The organism is Lysinibacillus capsici (genome assembly GCF_003367505.1).
Taxonomy (GTDB): Bacteria; Bacillota; Bacilli; order Bacillales_A; family Planococcaceae; genus Lysinibacillus; species Lysinibacillus capsici.
Genome location: NZ_PXXX01000020.1, coordinates 67,449 through 87,222, shown reverse-complemented (window position 1 = coordinate 87,222; position 19,774 = coordinate 67,449). Strand labels below are relative to the sequence as shown.

16 protein-coding genes are annotated in these 19,774 nt (G+C 37.6%); 6 read left to right on the top strand and 10 right to left on the bottom strand.

Annotated elements, in window-relative coordinates:
• Positions 1 to 88: 88 nt before the first annotated feature.
• Positions 89 to 1,219, bottom strand: coding sequence for a LuxR C-terminal-related transcriptional regulator (locus tag C7B89_RS18830; protein ID WP_066037049.1), 1,131 nt, complete (start codon positions 1,217 to 1,219; stop codon positions 89 to 91).
• A 192-nt stretch (positions 1,220 to 1,411) separates the two neighbouring features.
• On the opposite strand from C7B89_RS18830, the gene C7B89_RS18825 reads away from it, so the two are divergent.
• The 3 genes from C7B89_RS18825 to C7B89_RS18815 all read left to right on the top strand — a co-directional run bounded on the left by C7B89_RS18825 (position 1,412) and on the right by C7B89_RS18815 (position 4,591).
• Positions 1,412 to 2,167, top strand: coding sequence for an SDR family NAD(P)-dependent oxidoreductase (locus C7B89_RS18825; protein WP_115674305.1), 756 nt, complete (start codon positions 1,412 to 1,414; stop codon positions 2,165 to 2,167).
• Positions 2,168 to 2,187: 20 nt separating this feature from the next.
• On the top strand, positions 2,188 to 2,931 hold the full coding sequence (locus C7B89_RS18820; RefSeq protein WP_048393318.1) for an SDR family NAD(P)-dependent oxidoreductase: 744 nt from the start codon (positions 2,188 to 2,190) through the stop codon (positions 2,929 to 2,931).
• Between the two features lie 277 nt (positions 2,932 to 3,208).
• Entirely contained in the window at positions 3,209 to 4,591 is a 1,383-nt protein-coding gene (locus C7B89_RS18815) for a dipeptidase (RefSeq protein ID WP_054549083.1), read from the top strand.
• Between the two features lie 58 nt (positions 4,592 to 4,649).
• Here C7B89_RS18815 and C7B89_RS18810 read toward each other — a convergent pair whose 3' ends face one another.
• Together C7B89_RS18810 and C7B89_RS18805 are read right to left on the bottom strand one after the other, a co-directional pair.
• Positions 4,650 to 5,222 (bottom strand): nitroreductase family protein, encoded by a 573-nt coding sequence (locus C7B89_RS18810; protein ID WP_115674304.1) that lies wholly within the window; start codon positions 5,220 to 5,222, stop codon positions 4,650 to 4,652.
• Between the two features lie 97 nt (positions 5,223 to 5,319).
• Positions 5,320 to 5,814, bottom strand: coding sequence for an amidase domain-containing protein (locus C7B89_RS18805; protein WP_004229655.1), 495 nt, complete (start codon positions 5,812 to 5,814; stop codon positions 5,320 to 5,322).
• Positions 5,815 to 5,996: 182 nt separating this feature from the next.
• Between C7B89_RS18805 and C7B89_RS18800 the strand changes: the two genes are divergently transcribed.
• Entirely contained in the window at positions 5,997 to 7,019 is a 1,023-nt protein-coding gene (locus C7B89_RS18800; RefSeq protein ID WP_054549082.1) for a DUF2804 domain-containing protein, read from the top strand.
• 91 nt (positions 7,020 to 7,110) lie between these two features.
• On the opposite strand, the gene C7B89_RS18795 is transcribed toward C7B89_RS18800, so the two are convergent.
• On the bottom strand, positions 7,111 to 7,827 hold the full coding sequence (locus tag C7B89_RS18795; protein ID WP_115674303.1) for a glycerophosphodiester phosphodiesterase: 717 nt from the start codon (positions 7,825 to 7,827) through the stop codon (positions 7,111 to 7,113).
• 157 nt (positions 7,828 to 7,984) lie between these two features.
• Here C7B89_RS18795 and helD point away from each other — a divergent pair, with 157 nt between their 5' ends.
• Positions 7,985 to 10,210 (top strand): RNA polymerase recycling motor HelD, encoded by a 2,226-nt coding sequence (gene helD, locus C7B89_RS18790; RefSeq protein WP_115674302.1) that lies wholly within the window; start codon positions 7,985 to 7,987, stop codon positions 10,208 to 10,210.
• Between the two features lie 266 nt (positions 10,211 to 10,476).
• Here the strand turns inward: helD and C7B89_RS18785 are convergent, their stop codons facing one another.
• The 4 genes from C7B89_RS18785 to C7B89_RS18770 form a co-directional block, all read right to left on the bottom strand.
• Positions 10,477 to 11,346 carry a GNAT family N-acetyltransferase gene (locus tag C7B89_RS18785; protein ID WP_233436290.1) on the bottom strand — a complete coding sequence of 290 codons (870 nt, stop codon included), beginning with the start codon at positions 11,344 to 11,346 and terminating at the stop codon, positions 10,477 to 10,479.
• A gap of 347 nt (positions 11,347 to 11,693) precedes the next feature.
• The gene (locus C7B89_RS18780; RefSeq protein ID WP_115674301.1) at positions 11,694 to 13,526 is read right to left on the bottom strand and encodes an ABC transporter ATP-binding protein; all 1,833 of its coding nucleotides are present in this window, start codon (positions 13,524 to 13,526) and stop codon (positions 11,694 to 11,696) included.
• Entirely contained in the window at positions 13,526 to 15,247 is a 1,722-nt protein-coding gene (locus C7B89_RS18775; protein ID WP_115674300.1) for an ABC transporter ATP-binding protein, read from the bottom strand. The genes C7B89_RS18780 and C7B89_RS18775 overlap by 1 nt, the downstream gene beginning before the upstream one ends.
• Positions 15,248 to 15,313: 66 nt before the next feature.
• Positions 15,314 to 16,210: a DMT family transporter gene (locus C7B89_RS18770; RefSeq protein ID WP_048393305.1), complete on the bottom strand. Its 897-nt coding sequence runs from the start codon at positions 16,208 to 16,210 to the stop codon at positions 15,314 to 15,316.
• Positions 16,211 to 16,396: 186 nt separating this feature from the next.
• Here C7B89_RS18770 and C7B89_RS18765 point away from each other — a divergent pair, with 186 nt between their 5' ends.
• Positions 16,397 to 18,418 carry an EAL domain-containing protein gene (locus tag C7B89_RS18765; protein WP_115674299.1) on the top strand — a complete coding sequence of 674 codons (2,022 nt, stop codon included), beginning with the start codon at positions 16,397 to 16,399 and terminating at the stop codon, positions 18,416 to 18,418.
• A gap of 46 nt (positions 18,419 to 18,464) precedes the next feature.
• Here the strand turns inward: C7B89_RS18765 and C7B89_RS18760 are convergent, their stop codons facing one another.
• Both C7B89_RS18760 and C7B89_RS18755 read right to left on the bottom strand, forming a co-directional pair.
• A complete protein-coding gene (locus C7B89_RS18760; RefSeq protein ID WP_081010948.1) occupies positions 18,465 to 18,941 on the bottom strand; it encodes a threonine/serine exporter family protein in 477 nt (158 codons plus the stop codon).
• Positions 18,942 to 18,953: 12 nt separating this feature from the next.
• The gene (locus C7B89_RS18755) at positions 18,954 to 19,706 is read right to left on the bottom strand and encodes a threonine/serine exporter family protein (protein WP_115674298.1); all 753 of its coding nucleotides are present in this window, start codon (positions 19,704 to 19,706) and stop codon (positions 18,954 to 18,956) included.
• Between the last annotated feature and the right edge of the window lie 68 nt (positions 19,707 to 19,774).

Genomic DNA, 19,774 nt, shown 5'->3' with positions numbered 1-19,774 from the left:
TATATTTTTAATAGTATTTATTGTCAGAATATTAATTAGCATTTGAAGAAACAAAAAATGCACTCCTAATAGAAGTGCATTGGGTGTTTTAGCTTAACAGTCCTAGACGAAAGGCTGAGGCAACGACCTGTGTTCGATTCTTTGCTTTGAGCTTTGTCATAAGACTGCTTACATAATCCCTGACAGTATGCTCACTTAAAAATAATAAACCAGCAATTTTTTTATTATCATATCCTTCGGCAAGCAGGCCAAGTATCATCGATTCCCTTTCAGTTAAATGAAGCACTGTATTCTTTTCTACCTTCTCGCCCTTACGTGATAAAAATAAACCTAAACGCTTCCCTACTTCCTCAAGGAGTGTTAATTCTTCCTTTGTACAATCAAACTCCTCCCCTAGCTGATCAAATGTTAGCCATCCAAATAATTGCTCTTGACGCAAAATGGGAATAAAAATAATCGAAGATAAATTAAATAATTGGATATGCTCTTCTTTCACGTAATTTTTAGGATTTTTTAAATAAATGGGCTTTCTTGAACTAAGTATCGTGTTTTCCCCAGTCAACTCCCCTTTCATGCTTTGCACCTTAGGCAGCTCTGCGCCAATAACTCCATAAAATTGATTGGACCATGGGACATATGCGTAAAATACACATCTTTTATAACTAAAATACTCTTCACATTTTTTTAAAATCAGCGCTAAATCCTGATAACCTGAGGAACTAATAAGCAATTTATCAAGCCTATCTAATAATTGTAAGTGCCTAATTTTCTGATTTTCGCTAGCTATGTTACTAGTTTGGTTATCTCCCTCACAGTCATAATAAAGCTCTACAAGTAACGTAAATGTCGATAATACATACATGAAGATGGCGTTCGTTCGACTACTCTTCTGTTGAATCATAAAAGTAATCAACGATTTCTCAAATATTAATTGAAATAAATTAAAGCTCTTCCTATCAATAATGGACAACTGTGATTGAAGCCATGTGTTGAAAAAATACTTCTCATCATTATTTAATTCATCGATATTTGCATGTGTCATTAAACGCAAAAATGAATCTAATAGCATTGCTGTTCTTTTTCGATCTGCCCCAGTTATAGAAGGTTCTAGATTAAGATAAATAATTGTATTCTCTTCAATTTGCTGATGATGGATTTTAATAAACAACACAAATTCTTGAAGTGTTACTTCTTCAATTGATTGAAATGGATGCGTCATAGGAAATTCTTCTCCTTCACACTAAAAATACCCCTATAAATGGAGGATATTCACTCACTATATTATACAGCATCTTATAGGATAGTATTTCAAATTGAAAGGAGTAAGATGAAGGTATCGCTAAACAATGCGAATACTTTTGAATCCTAAGGCAACCATATAACCAGAAATAATGAAAGGTGCGTGCTTGAAATGAGATTAGAAAACAAAGTGGCCATTATTACAGGTGGAGGTACAGGAATCGGGAAAGAAACTGCACTATTATTTGCTAAAGAGGGAGCAAAAATAGTTATTACTGATATAAATGAACAATATGGGAACGATACAGTCCGTGATATTCAAACTATCGGCGGTGAGGCAGTATTTATCCGCCACGATGTTAGTAATGAAGAAGACTGGAAAAAGGTTGCAGATGAATCAATAAAAACATTTAAGAAAGTGGATATTCTTTTCAATAATGCAGGTATCTATATCATAAAACCCCTTGCAGAAATCGAGCTTTCTGACTGGAACCGCTTAATGTCCATCAATGTGACAGGTGTGTTCTTAGGCATGAAACATATTATGCCGCTTATGGCTAAACAACATAATGGTTCTGTTATTAATGCTTCCTCTATTGCAGGCTTAACAGGTGCTGCTGGTCACGTATTATACGGCGCTAGTAAAGGGGCTGTTCGCATTATGACAAAAGATGCTGCTATGGAGTATGCTCCATACGGCGTACGTGTCAACTCCATTCATCCTGGCTACATTGATACAGGTATGGCAGACTATGCATCAGCAACAACAGGAAGCTCAAAAGATGAATTAGGCAAAAACTTATTCCCATTAGGACGTTTAGGCTCTGTAAAGGAAGTAGCGCAAACTGTATTGTTTTTAGCTTCTGATGAATCTTCCTTTTCAACAGGTGCAGAATTCGTTATTGATGGCGGAGCAACAGCAAAATAACATTAAAGGTGGTCATTTATATGAAACTAAAAGATAAAGTAGCAATTGTTACAGGTGGGGCTAGTGGTATCGGTGAAGCCACAGTTCGTCTCTTTGTAGAAGAAGGCGCTAAAGTCGTTATTGCCGATTTTTCTGATCGTGGACAAAGCGTTTCTGAAGAATTAAATAACAATGGTTTTGATACACTTTTCGTAAAAACAGACGTAACAAATGAAGCGGACATTCAAAACATGATAAAGGAAACCGTTACTAAATACGGTAAACTTGATATTATGTATGCAAATGCAGGCGTAGCTGACGATGCACCAGCACACGAGCTTTCTTTTGAAAAATGGAAAAGAACAATTGATATTAATTTATCAGGTGTATTTCTATCGGATAAATATGCCATTGAACAATTCCTTGCCCAAGGAACAGGTGGCGTCATTGTTAACGCTGGTTCAATTCATAGCTTCGTTGCCTTACCAAACCCTACAGCCTACTCATCTGCAAAAGGTGGCGTTAAATTATTAACACAAAACCTATGTACTGCTTACGCTAAACAGGGTATTCGTGTAAATGCGGTGTGTCCTGGCTATATCGACACTCCTCTATTAGCTGAGGTCGATGCTCAGAAGAAAGAATATTTAGCATCCCTTCACCCACAAGGTCGACTTGGTAAACCAGAAGAAATCGCTAAAGCCGTTCTCTTTTTAGCAAGCGATGACGCAAGCTTTGTTAATGGTACAACGCTTCTTGTTGATGGTGGTTATACTGCTCACTAATGAGGCTTTGAATAGACTCGCCTGAAAGCTAGTGCATTTAATGATGCTATTCTAGCCGTTAAAAGTGCGAAGCGATCTGACTGTTGTATCTGAACCCTTCACTGAAAAATGAAGAATTTATAATCCACTCAAGTAAGACTCAACCACAATTGCTATTTAGCTCTTGTGGTTTATTTTGTAGGTGCTATGTGTAATCTTTCAAGACAATTTAAGATTCCTAAAAGTAAATTGTGCTATACTATTTCTATTATCGAAATATTAGAAAGAGGGATGCTTAATGACTAATTTACAGCAAATTGATGCTTATTTTGCAGAACACCGTGAGGCACATTTAAATGAATTGAATGAATTTTTACGAATTCCAAGTATCAGTTCTTTATCCGAGCATAAAGAGGATATTCAACATGCAGCTGAATGGCTAGCCAGTGCGTTTGAAAAACTAAATCTTGAAAATATCTCCATTACACAAACAGCTGGGCACCCTGTTGTTTATGCAGACTGGCTACATGCAGAGGGTAAACCAACTATTTTATTTTATGGTCATTATGATGTTCAACCTGTTGATCCATTAAATTTATGGGACAGTGAGCCTTTTAATCCTACAATTCGAGACAATAAATTATTTGCTCGTGGTGCGAGTGATGATAAAGGACAAGTCTTTATGCACTTAAAAATGATTGAGGCATTGTTTGCTACAACAGGGACATTACCTGTCAATGTTAAGTTCATTTATGAAGGTGAAGAAGAAATTGGTAGTCCACATCTACCTGCCTATGTTGAACAATATAAAGAAAAACTAGCGGCAGATTTAATTTTAATTTCCGATACAGGTCTTTATGGTCCTGGGAAGCCTGCGGTATGCTATGGTTTACGGGGCTTAACGGGCATTCAAATTGATGTGCGTGGAGCTAAGGGAGATTTACACTCCGGTCTTTATGGTGGTGGCGTACAAAATGCTATTCACGCATTAGCTGAAATTTTAGCATCCTTCCGTGATGAGCATGGTACGATTCAAGTTGAAGGTTTCTACGACAAAGTGTTGCCATTAACAGAAGAGGAACGTGAGGCTTATCTTGCGCTTGGCTTCGATGAAGAGTCTGTTAAACAGGAAGTTGGCGTAAAAGAATTATTCGGTGAACAAGGGTATTCTTATTTAGAACGTACTTGGGCCCGCCCAACCCTAGAGGTTAACGGTGTATTTGGTGGTTTCTCAGGTGAAGGCATCAAAACAGTGCTGCCCGCTGAAGCTGGCGCTAAAATCACATGCCGTCTTGTACCAAATCAAGAGCCCGATGAAATTGTAGCACTTTTAAAAGCACATGTTGAAAAGCACAAACCTGCTGGTGTGGAAATCAACATTTCTGAATTCGATAAAGGCCGTCCATTCCTAACGCCTTTCGATCATCCATTTATCCAGGCTGCTGGACGCTCCTATGAAAAAGTGTATAATGTACCAACAGCATACACACGCGGCGGTGGATCCATCCCTATCGTCGCTGCGTTTGATGAAATTTTAGATTTACCTGTAGTGCTAATGGGCTTCGGTCTATCAAGTGAAAACTTCCATGCACCAAATGAACACTTCCATTTAGAAAACTTTGATAAAGGCTTACGTGTTCTTAGTGATTATTTATATGAGGTTTCAGGATTACAAAAATAAATATCAATTAATTAAAAAATCCCCTCACTGTCAAAGTGAAGGGATTTTTTTACTTTGATTACTCACCAAAAATCGTAACGATATCAGCTGCTTGTTTGCGCTCTTTACCTTTTGGCACTTCATCAAAATAACCAACTTGTAGCATAGCAATGACACGCTCACCTGGCTGTACTTTTAAAGCTTCACGGAATTTTGGATTATCTAGGAAGCCTGGTGTTTTCCAGCAAGAGCCTATGCCTTTATCCCATGCCAGTAACTGCATGTTTTGAATAAATGTACTTGCTGCTGCATAATCTTCTAAACGTTCTTTTTGACGCGCATCCTCTGGAACGATAACAAAGGCATAGCCACCCGGTAATGTAAATTTCAACATCTGCTTCGCTAAATCTTCGCTTGAAAGCTCCTGCCATTTAGGAATTGTTAAGTCACGTAATAGCTGGTGAAGATTTGTTAATTCCTTTCCACAGGCAACAACTAATCGCCACGGCTCACGATTACCATGATTGGGAGCCCAAACTGCATCGTCAATAATAGCCATTAAATCCTCACGCTCTACAGGCTGGCCATTAAACTTTTTAATGGAACGACGTTGAATAATTGCATCTCTAACAGATAAAATTTGTTCGCTCATATATCAATTCTCCTTCTACCATAAGACAACATATTAGAGTTTATCTCTTCTATCTTTCACATTATCATATATTTGTATGCTTTAAAACTACCTGTTCCTAAGCAAAGCTGTCATCTATATGATAGAAAAAGTAGGTCATGCTTGGCGTATAGGCGGTGGAATCCTCATAAAAATAAGGTCGATTAATACTATCTGAGGTGTGGGCATTCACATAAGGAATACCATTTTGAATACTTGTAACAATAACGGAGTGGTCAATTCTACCATTCCCTTGAAAATCATAAAAAATGACATCTCCAAGCTCTAGTTCCTCTGCATATTGAACACGTCTACCCTTCAATCCTGTTGTAGATCCTTCTAAATACCATCGTAATGAATGGGCAACAGACCAGCTAAAGCTCCAATTCCCTTGCTGAATCCACCAGCCTTTCTCTCTACTTGGTGCACCTCGCATCGGTGCCCCTCCTGCAAGTAAACACTGAGATATATAGTTCGTGCAATCTACATCAAAATTTGGAAAAGCAGGATTGCGTCTGTTCCACCACAAATTAGCATATTGAACTGCAGCCTGCCTATTATACATTTTTGCCATACATAACCTCCTCATGCCATCATATGTCTATTTAAGCATTTCTATTAGTTAGGTCCTTCCTCATAATTCTTATTGAAATCCATTATATTCAGCATGTTCCTTTCCAATTTCAAGAACATTTTTGCTACAATAAGGATTAAAGATATGTCAATTTTATTTTATGACCAGAAGGGATGTTGAATGTGAGGCAGCATGCTGAAAAAGAGATTTTACAGCCAACTCTTTTATGCGATAAAAAAGGTAATTTAAATCCAGCAGCCATCGGATTTGCACGCAAACCACTTATTAATAGCAATTTAAGCGGCCATCTCATGCGCAAAAAGAAATGGAACTATTGGTGTGTCTACGGTGATGAAATCTTGTTTTCAGCTACGATTAGTCATCTAGATTACGCAGCAGTCTGCTTCGTTTATTTCCTTGAATATGAAACACAGCGCTATTTTGAAAAAACGATCACAATCCCCTTTGGTGGTAAACTAAAAATGCCTACACAGGTTTTAGAATCTGTTTCATTTAAAAATAGTGAAATGATGATTGATTTATTATATATACAAAATGAAACACATCTATCTGTTTCTATACCAAACTTTGACGGAGATGTTTTACGCGCAAAGCTTATCATTCAGCACCCACCAGCGGACGAAACCTTAAATGTAGTCATTCCTTGGAATCGTAAAACATTTCAGTTCACAGGCAAGCATCACATATTGCCAACATCAGGTGTTGTCACAATTGGTACTCGGCGTTTTAATTTCTCAGCTGAGGAGAATTTTGCTGTGTTGGATTATGGACGAGGTGTATGGCCACGTGAAGCATTATGGAATTGGGGAATGGCCTCTCAACGAGTACGTGGACGACGCATCGGACTTAATTTAGGAGGTAAATGGACAGATGGCACAGGCATGACTGAAAATGCTGTTTTTGTTGATGGTAAAATGACAAAAATACATGAGGATTTATTATTTCAATATGATTCTGAAGATTATATGCAGCGTTGGAAAGTGAAAACAAAATTTTCTAATCAGGTCTCCTTAACCTTTTCACCCTTTTTTGAGCGTATAGCCCAAACGAATGCCAAACTAGTTAAATCAGAGGTACATCAACTATTTGGCTATTACGACGGTTCTATTTTACTCGACAATGGTGAAACACTGGTTATTCAACAAATGCTCGGATGTATTGAGGAACATCGTGCAAAATGGTAAAAACCCTCTAGAAGACGTTGCTTTCCGTGGGTATTTTGAAAATGCAAATGATTCCACGGAAGCTTTTGTCTCCTAACTGTCCACTTTTGCTCTAACTAAGGGCTCTTAATATTTTTTCTGGATCATCTGTAAATATCGCCTGTACACCGAGCTGTTGTAAACTTCGAGCATCGCGTTGTTCATTGACAGTATACACACGTACAGTTGCACCTTCAGCGAGAGCTAGTTTAACTGATTTACGGAAGGAAGTTGGCAAACTTACATGTAACGCCTTAGCTGGTATAAGAGCAATGTAAGTTGGGAAATCCACCAGCACCTCTGCAAACAATGCTGCACTTTCTATATAAGGCGCTATTTTTGATATTGTTTGCAATGATTCATGATTGAAAGATGAAATGATCACCCGCTCTGTCATTTGCTGTGCTGCTACTTCTTTGAGCACGAGCGCTTCGATTCCTTCATATGCAATAATGTCTGTTTTCAGTTCAATATTGATACGGTGATTGGTACCTGCAAATAACTCCAACACTTCCCCTAAGGTAGGAATTACTTCATCTCCGAACTCCCGTGAAAACCACGAGCCAAAATCAAATGTTCGTAATTGTTGTAATGTAAAATCTTTTACATAGCCTGAGCCATTGGAGGTACGATCAATGGTCTCATCATGAATCACCACTACCTCTTTATCTGCGGTTAAATGAACGTCTAGCTCTATCCCTGCTATAGGAAGCTTTGATGCTGCTTGAAAGGCAGCCATCGTATTTTCTGGATAGTTTATCGAAACACCTCTATGTGCAAATATGTCCAAATTCAATAACCTCCTCTATTATTATTCAAAGAAAAACCTTCCAGCCCCATGTAATAGTAGCATAATTAACATTTTAGCTTTCACTTGCTGGTAAATATTATATATAGTAGTATGATAATCTACTTTGAAATTGTAAGTACCTAGGAGGTGCTAAAAAATGACTGTACAACATCCAGATTTTCAGGCTGAAGTAGAGCGGTTAGCGTATACCCAAGGCTATATGCAACAAATATTAGACGAATCACAACGAGATTTAAAATCTGCTCAAGAAAATATCCGCAAATCTATGGCCGATCTTGATTACTTAGATTCGAGTTTAAGTTATTTAAATATCTTAACAAATGCTAGATTTTTTGAAATGGCACGTAATCAAAAAGAAGGTCTAGAGGCCGTTCGCAAGAAGCCCTATTTCGCTAGAATCCATTTCCAAAAAACCGGTGACCCAGAAGAATTCCTTTATATTGGGAAAACATCACTATTTCATCGTGAAACCCATGAGCCCATTATTGTTGACTGGCGCTCACCCGTAGCTAATGTTTATTATGATGGACGTCTTGGTGACATGGAGTACGATGTCCGTGGTGAAGTTCATAAAGGACATCTCTTTGCTAAAAGGCAATACAAGATCGAAAATGGCGATTTACTCGATATACGAGATATTGATCTAACAACAAATGATGAACTACTACAAGAAGCATTAGCTGGAAAAGCTGATGTCCGTCTAACTGAAATTGTTTCAACCATTCAAAAGGAACAAAATGAAATTATTCGAGCACATCTTCGTCAACCAATTATTGTGCAAGGTGCTGCTGGTAGTGGAAAAACAACCATTGCTCTACACAGAATATCCTATTTCCTTTATACAATGGGTGAACATTTTAATCCTGAGCAGCTCATGATTTTAGCACCGAATAAGTTATTTATTGATTATATAGGCGATGTTTTACCAGAGCTTGGCGTCGATAAAATATGCCAAACTACTTTTACAGACTACGTTCTTTCTGCCACTAAATTAAAGCTTAAGCTTCAAAATCCAAATGAACAATTAGAATTGCTCGTTGCTGGAGGCAGTCAGCCTACTGCCTGGATTGCTGAAATGAAAGGTTCACTTTACTATCGTGATGTCATCGAACGCTACGTACAAAAGCTGGAACAAAAGATCGCAGAGCAATTCGAAGATGTCTATATTGAAAAATACTGTATCATGCGTGCTTCCCACCTGAAGAAGCTGTTTTTATATGAATTCTCATATATGCCTATCGAAAAGCGACTTGAACATATTAAAAAGGTCTTAGCAAGCCATGTACGTCAAAAAAAACAGGCTGTTTTAGCTACACTCCATAAAAAGTATGATGAAGCATTGGGTAAAGCCTTAAATGGAATTCGAGATGATGAAAAACGGCGACGTGTTGTCACAAAATTCATTGATGAGCGTGATGAACGAATTCCTGCCATTGAAAAAGAAACGAAGACAACGGCATCAGCTTATATGCGTCGCTTTCCCAAACATAATATTAAAACACTCTATCGTACCCTTCTCACCGATGCAGAATTATTAGCAGAACTCGCCCCTGAATGGCATTACCTTGAACAGCAACAATTTTTGCAGGCACATCGTAAAGAACAATGGGCACTCGAAGATTTAGCTGCACTATACTATTTACAAGCACGTTTAAAAGGCATTGCAGATGAATGGAAGATGCGTGTTGTCTTTATCGATGAGGTCCAAGATTACAGTTTATTTCAGCTTGCTGCTTTAAAAGCAGGTCTTGATACAGATATGTTTACTATGGTCGGTGATTTAGCACAAGGTATCCATAGCTATCGCTCATTAACAGCCTGGGAGCCTGTCCAAAGCTTATTTCCTCGTGCAAGCTTCCGCACTTTGCAAAAAAGCTATCGAACAACAATTGAAATTATGGAAGTCGCGAATCAAATTCTAGCGCAAATGAATGAACAGCTACCTTTAGTAGAACCCGTTGTGCGTCACGGTAAAGTACCAAGTTTTATTCAAGCAGAGCAATTCGATGCCTTCAAAGTTAAAGAGATTTTTGAAGCTATTCGTCAAAATGGCCATCGATCCATCGCTTTAATTTGCAAAACTACTGCAGAAGCCATTACTATGCAACAGGCATTAAAAGACAATGATATTGCTTCACAACTACTAACGGAAAATGAATCTATTAATCAAGAAATGTTACTTGTTGTGCCAAGTCACTTAGCTAAGGGACTTGAATTTGATGCTGTCATTGTAGCTGCCTACGATACACCATTTTACGATACACCCATTGACCGAAAGCTACTTTATGTAGCTCTTACACGAGCCATGCACGAGCTATACTTAATCGGTCCATCCAAAAAGACATTTTTATTAGAAAATTAAAAAGTCGCTAAAAGGCGACTTTTTTCTTTGCATCATTAATTTCTTGGGGGTAATTTATAAAACTTCCCTTTGGATAAATAAGCTTTCACAACTTTCCACCATGAATTAGGGGCTTCCTTCGGAGGAGACTTCTTCTTTGGCAATGCTGGCATGCGCATGATCACGACTCCTTTCTTAAAGCTTATTAATATTATATGAAGATAGTAGGTGATTATGATAAAAAAGGGCGATGAGTTGATATTAAATACCTCTCATCACCCTTTTTTCTATTGTTTTACATAATAATCAATTTGCTGTGCTTTCATAAAGCCTGCTTTTTCATAGACAGAAAGTGCTTTTTTATTGTCTACTTCTACATCTAGCATGACAAACGCTGCACCAACCTTACTCGCATAATCCTTTGAAAAGGAAAGAAGGGCTGTCCCAATACCTTGTCCTTCACAATTTGGATGTACAGCAAGTGCAGTTACCCACTGGATTTCATTTTCCTTAGCTGTAGTCACTGTGCCAACAACTGCACCATCTCTGTAAGCAACCCAAAGCTCTCTTCCATTTGTTGATGTATTAAAAGCAATAAGCTCTTCTGATTCTTCGGGTAGATCTCCAAAAGCCTCACAATAAATAGTAATCAGTTCAGCTTGCTCTCCGTTATAGGCTTGAATATTTATATCACTTCGTAATGTAACGGGCTCTGCTTTTGTTTCTAGGGTCGTTTCTGAAAAACTATAGGTAAACCCTTTGTTTTCAATAAATGTATGCCCATAAGGGGAACCATCAATTACTACAGCTAATTGCCCCTCTGCCCCTCTTTCTTTTAGCCCTACTTGTATACCCTCAACTAAGGCAGTTCCAATACCCTTTTGTCGATATGCAGGTGTCACCACTAATGACCACTCATATGTATGAAGTCCCATTAAGTCGATAGCACTAGCAGCACCAACTAATAAATCCTTATCATCCTCATACGCTAGTACCATGAAGCCTTTATTCTCGAAAGAGCTAGCCATAGGTACATTCATAATGGTTTCATAGACTCGATAATCTTGAACTGTTGCTTCTTCACATAATAACTTTACTTCTTTCAATGTTTCTCCATCTAATGGAAAAGACACTGTCATCACTGAAATATTCATCATTTACTCCGTTCCTGTAACAGACTATTGCCCTATTGTAGCAAGAATGAAAATAAGCTGGCAACAAAATATATTAATACCCGCTATTAATCAGAATTTTACTTCAAATATTAGAAAAATAAAAGGATTTATACTATAAAAATTCAGTAAAATGACTGAAATTTACTAGAAATAATATACTAATTTTTCTAAAATAGAGATATTTATTCTTTCACAACCCATTACTTTTAAACTATCTACTGCTTCATATTTTAATAATGTTATATAATAATTATACCATTTATTCAAATTAATAACATTTTTAATTCAATAAAAAAGAGCAACTTCAAATGAAATTGCTCTTTTTCCATCTATTCCTCAAGATGGTATGAGGATGAATGCAGCATTTGTGCATAAAGACCACCTGATTCGATGAGCTTTTGCTGAGGTCCAGCCTCCACTAATTCCCCTTTATGCATCACTAAGACCATATCGGCATTATGGACAGTATTTAAACGATGTGCGATCACAAAGCTCGTGCGCCCTTGCATTAACGTATCGAGTGCCTCTTGTATCGCCAGTTCTGTCACAGTATCGATACTGCTTGTCGCTTCATCCAATAGTAAAATTTTCGGATCAGCTATAAGTGCCCTTGCTATAGAAAGTAATTGCTTTTGGCCTTGGGAAATCTCGCGTCCATCCGCTGCAAGAATAGTATCATACCCATCCTTTAGTTTCATAATGAATTCATGTGCATTAGCTTGCTTGGCCGCTTCCTCAATCTCTGCATCACTCGCATCCAGTCTACCATATCGGATATTCTCGCGAACAGAAGCCTCAAACAAAAATGGATCCTGTAAGACAAAGGCCATTTGTGAACGAAGGGATTGTCGATCAATTTGCTGTACATTTATACCATCAAATAATACCTCTCCCTTTGAGACGTCATAAAATCTTGCAATAAGTTGAAGTATTGTCGTTTTACCAGCCCCCGTTGCACCAACAAGGGCTACCGTTTGACCAGGTTCCACTTTAAAATCTACATTTTTTAGTGTGTACCCCTCTTCTTCTAGTTCATATTTGAAGTACACCTGCTTAAACGTTACATGTCCCAATAGCTGATGCTTTTGTGCTGACACATTTTCTGCCTCTGGTTGTTCATCAAGCAAGGAAAATACACGTTCTGCACCAGCAATGGCTGACAGTACTGTATTAAACTGGTTTGCTAAATCATTTAAAGGACGTGTAAATTGTCGTGCATATTCAGTGAATATAACAATTACCCCTATCGATACATGTCCATATAACGCAAGAACTCCTCCTACACCTGCTACAATGGTAAAGCTCATATTATTTAAGAAGTTCATAACTTTAGGAATATAACCTGAGTATGTCTGTGCCCAAAAACCAGTTCTTTTTAAGCGCAAACTTTTTTCACGAAATTCTGCTTTCATTCGCTCCTCTTGTGAAAATGCCTTCACAATCCGCTGTCCTGAAATTGTTTCTTCGATCATCCCGTTTAAGGCGCCAATAGCTACCTGCTGTTCTTTAAACAGTGGTGCTGTACGACGTGTAATCCATCGCATCGCCCAAAACATCAGTGGAATAATGATCATCGTCAGAACTGTCAGCAATGGGCTTAAACTGAGCATAATAATGACGGTTCCACCAAGCGTAAGAACACTTGAAAATACCTGAATAAAGGAACTGTTCAATGTTGAGCTGACAGCTTCAATATCATTCGTCATTCTACTCATCAATTCTCCATGCTGACGACGATCAAAGAATGCCACTGGCAGTCTTTGAAAATGAGTGAATACACTTGTCCTTAATCTATAGATCGTTTGCTGGGCGATGCCAATCATCCAATAGTTTTGTAGGAAAAGTGAAACGGCTAATAACACATAAATACCAATTAATAAGCCAATCCCTTTATCTAAGCCTGAAAGCTCGCCATGCATAACATAGTGATCAATCATTTGACCGATTACATAAGGACCAACTAAAGCTAATATGGAGCTAATCATCACTAATAAGAGCACCACAATAAGCAGTGCACGTTGTTCGTCGACAATTTTCCATAACCGCAGCAATGTACTTCTCCAATCAGCTGCACGTGGCCCCTTCTTTTTCTTCACACCCTGTTTCAGATCATCTTTTGTCAAAAGCGGTTCATAGCCAAAAGGTTTCTGGAAAAATCCCATTAATCCTCCACCTCCTGTTGAGAGATAGCTATTTTTTTATAAAGCGAGGAAGTCTCTAAAAGCTCTTCATGTGTGCCATAAGCAACTACTTTTCCAGCATCAATCAGTAAAATGCGATCTGCACCTTTAGCTGTACGTATTTTTTGCGTAACAACAAGCATCGTTGCTTTTTCTTCACTCAGTGCCGCCCACAAAGACTGTTCAGTTTTCACATCTAAAGCACTAGTACTATCATCAAGCATTAAAATATGTCCCTGTCTCAAAAGAGCTCTAGCTATAGATAATCTCTGTTTTTGCCCCCCCGATAAATTGACACCTTTTTGCCCAACCTTGGTATCATAACCATTTGGAAAATCTTCAACAGATGCATGAATTTGCGCCTGCATTGTAGCCTGTAATACAGCATCCATTTCAGCCTGTGTATCTCCCCAACGCACATTATCTGCAATACTTCCTGTAAATAACAATGACTGCTGGGGGACATAGCCAATCACTTCCCGCAACTCTTGTAAATCCCAATGTTGCACATCCTGACCTTCCACAAGTATTCTGCCTTGCGTTACTTCATAGAACCGAGGAATGAGCTGTAATAATGTTGATTTTCCTGCACCAGTTGCCCCCATGATCGCTAGTTTCTCGCCAGACTTAACTTGAAAGCTCACATCTGACAGAACAGGAACATCTCCTCCTGGATAAGTAAAACTAACATGGTCAAAGGTTAATTCTCCATATTGTGTGGCATGACCTACTTCTTCTAAAAGAGATGTATCTTCAACCTCATTTTCAACGGAAAGGATTTCTGCCATACGTTCTGCAGATGCCTTTGCACGTGCGTAGAAGATAATAATAAAAGCGAACATTGAAAATGAGCCTGTCATACGCATTGCATAATTCACAATAGCCACAATATCACCAAGTGGCGTTGTTCCTGTAGCAATTTGTTTTGTACCAAACCATAAAACTGCGAGCAGGCTCATATTCATAATGAACAAAAGAACCGGCATAATATATTCCATTATGCGTAAGGCCTTCACAGTATCAACCTTTAACCGTGATGCAACTTCATCAAAGCGTGTAGCCTCATATGCCCCTCTTAAGTAAGCCTTTACTAATCGTATCGCCTGTAAATTCTCCTGTAAAACTCTGTTTAAACGATCGACCCTCTTTTGTACACGCCCAAAATAAGTCACACCTTTTGCCACCATAAAAAGAAGAAAAATAAAAATGATCGGTGCACCAATAACTAAAAATAAAGCTAATTTCGGATTTACGACAAAAGCCATAATAATGCTTCCTATCACAGCAAGTGGCGCTCGAAGCATAATACGTAAGCTCATAAACAGCACCGTTTGTACCTGTGTAACATCATTTGTTAATCGAGTAATAAGCGATGCAGTGGAGAATTTTTGATAGGTTGCTAGCGTAAAGGATTGAATCCTATCAAACAGGGCATTTCGAAGATCATATGAAAAGCTTTGAGCTGTATGTGAAGAAAAATAAGAATTGATAACGCCCGCCAGAAAGGCAACAAAAGATAGCCCAAGTAAAACAGCCCCCCATTGCAAAACCATTCCTTGATTTTGTGCCCTTACTCCCTCATCGATTATTTTTGCCATAATGAGTGGCTGCACAAGCTCTACAAATAACTCTAAAAGCATTAAACATAAAGCAAAAATAGCTGTCCATTTATATGGCTTTACATAGGAAAAAACTTCTTTCATATTCTTTCCCCCTTGTTGGTAGATAAAATTTAATGATAGTTAAAAACTACTAACACTATAGTATATTTATGCTTTTTCTCCTGCTATAGAAAGCCAGGTTACACAAACAAGCATAACGAATACTCCTATTAATTGCCAAAAACCTAAAGAAGTACCGAAAATAATAACAGAGATCACCATTGCTGTTAATGGTTCAATACTAGAAAGAATGCTCGTTTCAACTGCCGTAATGTATTTCATACTACTTAAAAACAATATAAAAGCTACTGTTCCAAAAAATATTAAAGCAACTAATAACATTAAAATTTTAAAATCTACTAGAACAACCCATTGAGTGGACTGCTGCCAAACACGGCTTACTAAGCCCAAAGTGAAGCCACCCACCAGCATCCCCCAGCCCACTACTAAAAGCACACTCCACTCCTTCATTAAGCGTGCAGGATACAAGGTGTAAAATGCAAATGTTAAGCCTACTCCTATTCCCCATAACAAGGCTTTTGGACTAATAAGTAAACTTTCAAATGATGCATTCGTTAGTAACAGAAACAACCCTATAAGGGTACCAATAATACCTAACACTTGATATTTTGGTGGCCATTTCTTTAAACTAAGAGAGACATACGCGACAACAAATATTGGCGCTAAAAACTGTAGTAAGGTAGCAAGCACAGCATTACTTTCATTAATTGCAGCAACAAATGTAAATTGGACACCAAGCATACCTGCAATACCAAAAACTATGAGTTGCCTCCCCCATAGCTTGTGCTGCCAAATTCCAAAAATATTTTTTCCTGTTAACAATAAATATGTAAGTAGTAATATACCTGCAACCGATAAACGGATTGTTAACATAAAGGATACAGTCAAAGGTGTATGATTAAGCAACCACTCCATTAAAGGGCCAGTTGCTCCCCATAACATAGCACCCGAGACGATAAATATTATTCCTTTTAAACGTTTCATACCAATCCTGCTTCCTATATACGTACTAAAAATTGTTACTTTTCTTCAAATCATTTCTTATATTTCACTAGAAAAGTCCTATTAAATTTTACTATCAAATATTTACAAATATATTCATAATGACTAATTCCCGATTATTATCTATAATATTAGTATATATTGATTACCCAAGGAGATCGAATAATCATGAGTCATATGCATAAATCATTTACGATTGATGAACATTATTTAAATTCACTTCCTTTTCCTGCAATTATCATTAATCAAGATGGACAAGCAACAGTCTGGGGAAAGAGTGCTGAACATCTGATTGGCTTATCAGCTAATGATATTAAAGGAAATACTACTCCATCTATACACGAAAATCTACTGCGTCAGCTTCCTGTCGAAACACTTCAATCTATTTTACAAAATGAGGACAGTACGTATCTAGAAAAAATTCAAGTACACACAACTTCAAATTCAGAAATAACAACAGCTCTGCTAGCTAAACCTTTTACAGATGAGGGAGAACGTTTTATTCTATTGATTTTTATGCTCCCAGAATTAATGACGCAGGCTATCTCTCAATGCAATACCTTTGTAAACCTTAAGCAAGGTTTAGATGCAACCTTTATGACCGTTACACTCGATCACGATGGATTTATCTTGGAATGTAATAATGAATTTCTAAAAACAAGCCAATGGACACCAAAGCGTGTTATCGGCAAAACCTTTTGGCAACTGTTCCCTGATAATGAAGTGAGTGAAAAAATAACACATACGATCTGGCGTAATTTAAATAATGGTCATACATGGCAAGGAGAAGTTGAAAAAATTACAAAAACGGGGCAATCCTATTGGGTGCTACTAACGGCTATTCCCCTCGTTAATCTTGAAACAAATGAACAACAGTTTATCCTAATTGAAAAGGATGTAACTAAATCAAAAACGATTCAACACCAACTTGAAAAAATTGCTTACATTGATACAGAAACTGGTTTGATGAATGCACATCGACTTGAAAAAGTAATCACCAATATGATTGACGATGAGAGACACTTTTCATTTGTTTATCTAAGTATTGATAAATTTTATACACTTAAAGAATTACATGATCAACAAATCGATCAAAGCCTTATTGTTGAATTTACAAATCGTATAAAAATGTATTTCCAAGATAGCACGATGGCTCGTATAAATGAAAATGATTTTGTTGTCATTACGCCTTTAAGTGAATGGTTTATTCAAGGCTTTTTATCTTACTTACAACAACATCCGATTTATAGCGGCAATATTGCTGTACCAATTTCTATTAGTGGTGGCATAACTAGATATCCTGAGGATCAATCAACATTCTCTCAGCTTATGAAGGCATCCATCGCTACTATTTCAACAGTCCGTGAGGCTGGCGGAGATAAAATTGTTTCTTTATCAACAGCAACACATAAAGCTTTAAATCGTAAAGCATTAATTGAAAAGCGCTTACTCCAAGCACTTGACCAAAAGAACTTGAAGGTACTCTATCAACCACAAATCGATGTGTATTCTGGAAAAGTTACTGCTGTTGAAGCACTTGTACGTTGGGAAGATGAGGTAATAGGTGTCGTAACGCCTGATGAGTTAATTCCTATCGCTGAAGAAACAGGTCTAATTAATAATATTGGGTCCTTCATGCTGGAAAAGGCATGTGAACAAGCATTACTTTGGAAAAAGGCTGGCTATGATTTAAAAGTATCTATTAACTCTTCTGTACGCGAATTCCGTGATAAGAATATGGCAAAATCTATACTTGAAATGATTACAAAAACAGGTTGTCCAGCGAACCTATTACAAATTGAGATTACTGAAAAATTTGCTTTAGAAGCTGAAGCCGCAACGTCTATTGCACAGCAAATGCGTAAGCTTGAAAATGAAGGCATTTCTTTTGTATTAGATGATTTCGGTACTGGCTACGGCTCATTTAGATATATGCAAATTTTACCAATAAGTACATTAAAAATCGATCAAACGTTTACAAATTCACTCTTGAAATCCGAAAAGAGCCAAAAGCTTATGAATGGTATGGTACAACTAGGTAAATCCATGGAATTGAAAGTGGTCGCTGAAGGTGTAGAAACAGCTGAACAAGCAGATCTATTAATCACTTACGGCTGCGATGCCATTCAGGGCTATTATATTAGTAAACCTGTTACACCTGAAGAGATTGAACTATTACTGACAAAATAACAATAATGAAGAAGGAGGCTGCGTTTATTTAGCACGCAGTCTCCTTCTATTTTTTATAAACCTTTTGTAATTTTACTTTACTGGAACGAACTGAGCGGAATATGAGTTGGATAATTACTTCTGCAAAAACTAGTCCAATAACAATAGCACCTGTAATTAAAAATGCCTTTAAGCCATATTGCAAGCCTTGTAAGTAATCATCTTCTACCACATTTCTCATTGCATTATAAGCCATGCCCCCTGGTACTAATGGTATAATTCCCCCAACAATAAAAATAATCATGGGTATTTTAAAGCGTCGGGCATATAAATGAGCAACGATGGCAATGACAAATGAGCCAAAGAAAGAAGCTTTGACAACATCCATGCCTTGCTCTGTTAGAACATAGTATATAATCCAGCCAATTACCCCAACGAGTCCGCAATGAAGTAGTGTTTTTCTAGGAACATTAAAAATAATGGCAATCCCAGCTGTCGCAAAAAAACTAACTATTAATTGTATAATAATGTCCATCATCTGCATATTATCCGCCTCCTAAAATCCTAGTGTGACGGCTATTGCTGCACCAATAGCAAAGGCTGTTAAAAAGGCCTCTGCTCCCTTTGCCATCCCTGACATAAAATGACCTGCCATTAAATCACGTACAGCATTTGTAATCAAAATACCTGGTACTAGTGGCATGACGGAACTAATAATAATTTTATCAAGTTCAGTACCATAACCATAATTTACTGCAAAGAAGGCAACAAAGCCGAGGACGAGTGATGCAGTAAATTCAGAAAAAAACTTTACCCTTGTTAAATGATTAATGATTACAAGTACTAGGAAACCGAGCCCGCCTGCCAAAAAAGCTATCGGAAAATCCGACCATCCACCCTTAAACATAATAAGGAAACAACCACTAGCAAGCGCAGCTGCCAAAACCTGCAAATAAGTTGGTAAAAAATAATTTGTTTTTTGTATCGACTTTAACTCGTCATAAGCTTCTTCTAATGTTATGATTTGAGATGTGAGTCTACGAGATACTGAATTTACCAAGGCGATTTTTTGCAAATCTGTAACCCTACTGGGAATTGATGTAATTCTTGTTGGCTGTGTCTTGCCTAACGAAAAAATGATGCCCGTTGGTGTGGCATAACATTGAGCATTTGGCATATTTTGAGAATGTGCCATACGCAGCATCGTATCCTCAACGCGGTATGTTTCTGCACCACTTTCAATCATAATGCGTCCTGCAAGCAACAAACAGTCAATCGTAAGTTCATTATCCGCATCTTGTAAGACCATTGCAGCTATCTGCCTCCTTCAAAAGGTTCCTTGCCAATATTAACGAACTGCCAATAAAAACTCAACTG

Coding starts and splice junctions, on each gene's coding strand:
- C7B89_RS18785 (WP_233436290.1), bottom strand. CDS start 11,346: ATGATGAATATTTCAGTGATGACAGTGTCTTTTCCATTAGATGGAGAA.
- helD (WP_115674302.1), top strand. CDS start 7,985: ATGACTGTACAACATCCAGATTTTCAGGCTGAAGTAGAGCGGTTAGCG.
- C7B89_RS18825 (WP_115674305.1), top strand. CDS start 1,412: ATGAGATTAGAAAACAAAGTGGCCATTATTACAGGTGGAGGTACAGGA.
- C7B89_RS18780 (WP_115674301.1), bottom strand. CDS start 13,526: ATGGGATTTTTCCAGAAACCTTTTGGCTATGAACCGCTTTTGACAAAA.
- C7B89_RS18810 (WP_115674304.1), bottom strand. CDS start 5,222: ATGAGCGAACAAATTTTATCTGTTAGAGATGCAATTATTCAACGTCGT.
- C7B89_RS18755 (WP_115674298.1), bottom strand. CDS start 19,706: ATGGTCTTACAAGATGCGGATAATGAACTTACGATTGACTGTTTGTTG.
- C7B89_RS18820 (WP_048393318.1), top strand. CDS start 2,188: ATGAAACTAAAAGATAAAGTAGCAATTGTTACAGGTGGGGCTAGTGGT.
- C7B89_RS18765 (WP_115674299.1), top strand. CDS start 16,397: ATGAGTCATATGCATAAATCATTTACGATTGATGAACATTATTTAAAT.
- C7B89_RS18815 (WP_054549083.1), top strand. CDS start 3,209: ATGACTAATTTACAGCAAATTGATGCTTATTTTGCAGAACACCGTGAG.
- C7B89_RS18805 (WP_004229655.1), bottom strand. CDS start 5,814: ATGGCAAAAATGTATAATAGGCAGGCTGCAGTTCAATATGCTAATTTG.
- C7B89_RS18770 (WP_048393305.1), bottom strand. CDS start 16,210: ATGAAACGTTTAAAAGGAATAATATTTATCGTCTCGGGTGCTATGTTA.
- C7B89_RS18830 (WP_066037049.1), bottom strand. CDS start 1,219: ATGACGCATCCATTTCAATCAATTGAAGAAGTAACACTTCAAGAATTT.
- C7B89_RS18760 (WP_081010948.1), bottom strand. CDS start 18,941: ATGCAGATGATGGACATTATTATACAATTAATAGTTAGTTTTTTTGCG.
- C7B89_RS18775 (WP_115674300.1), bottom strand. CDS start 15,247: ATGAAAGAAGTTTTTTCCTATGTAAAGCCATATAAATGGACAGCTATT.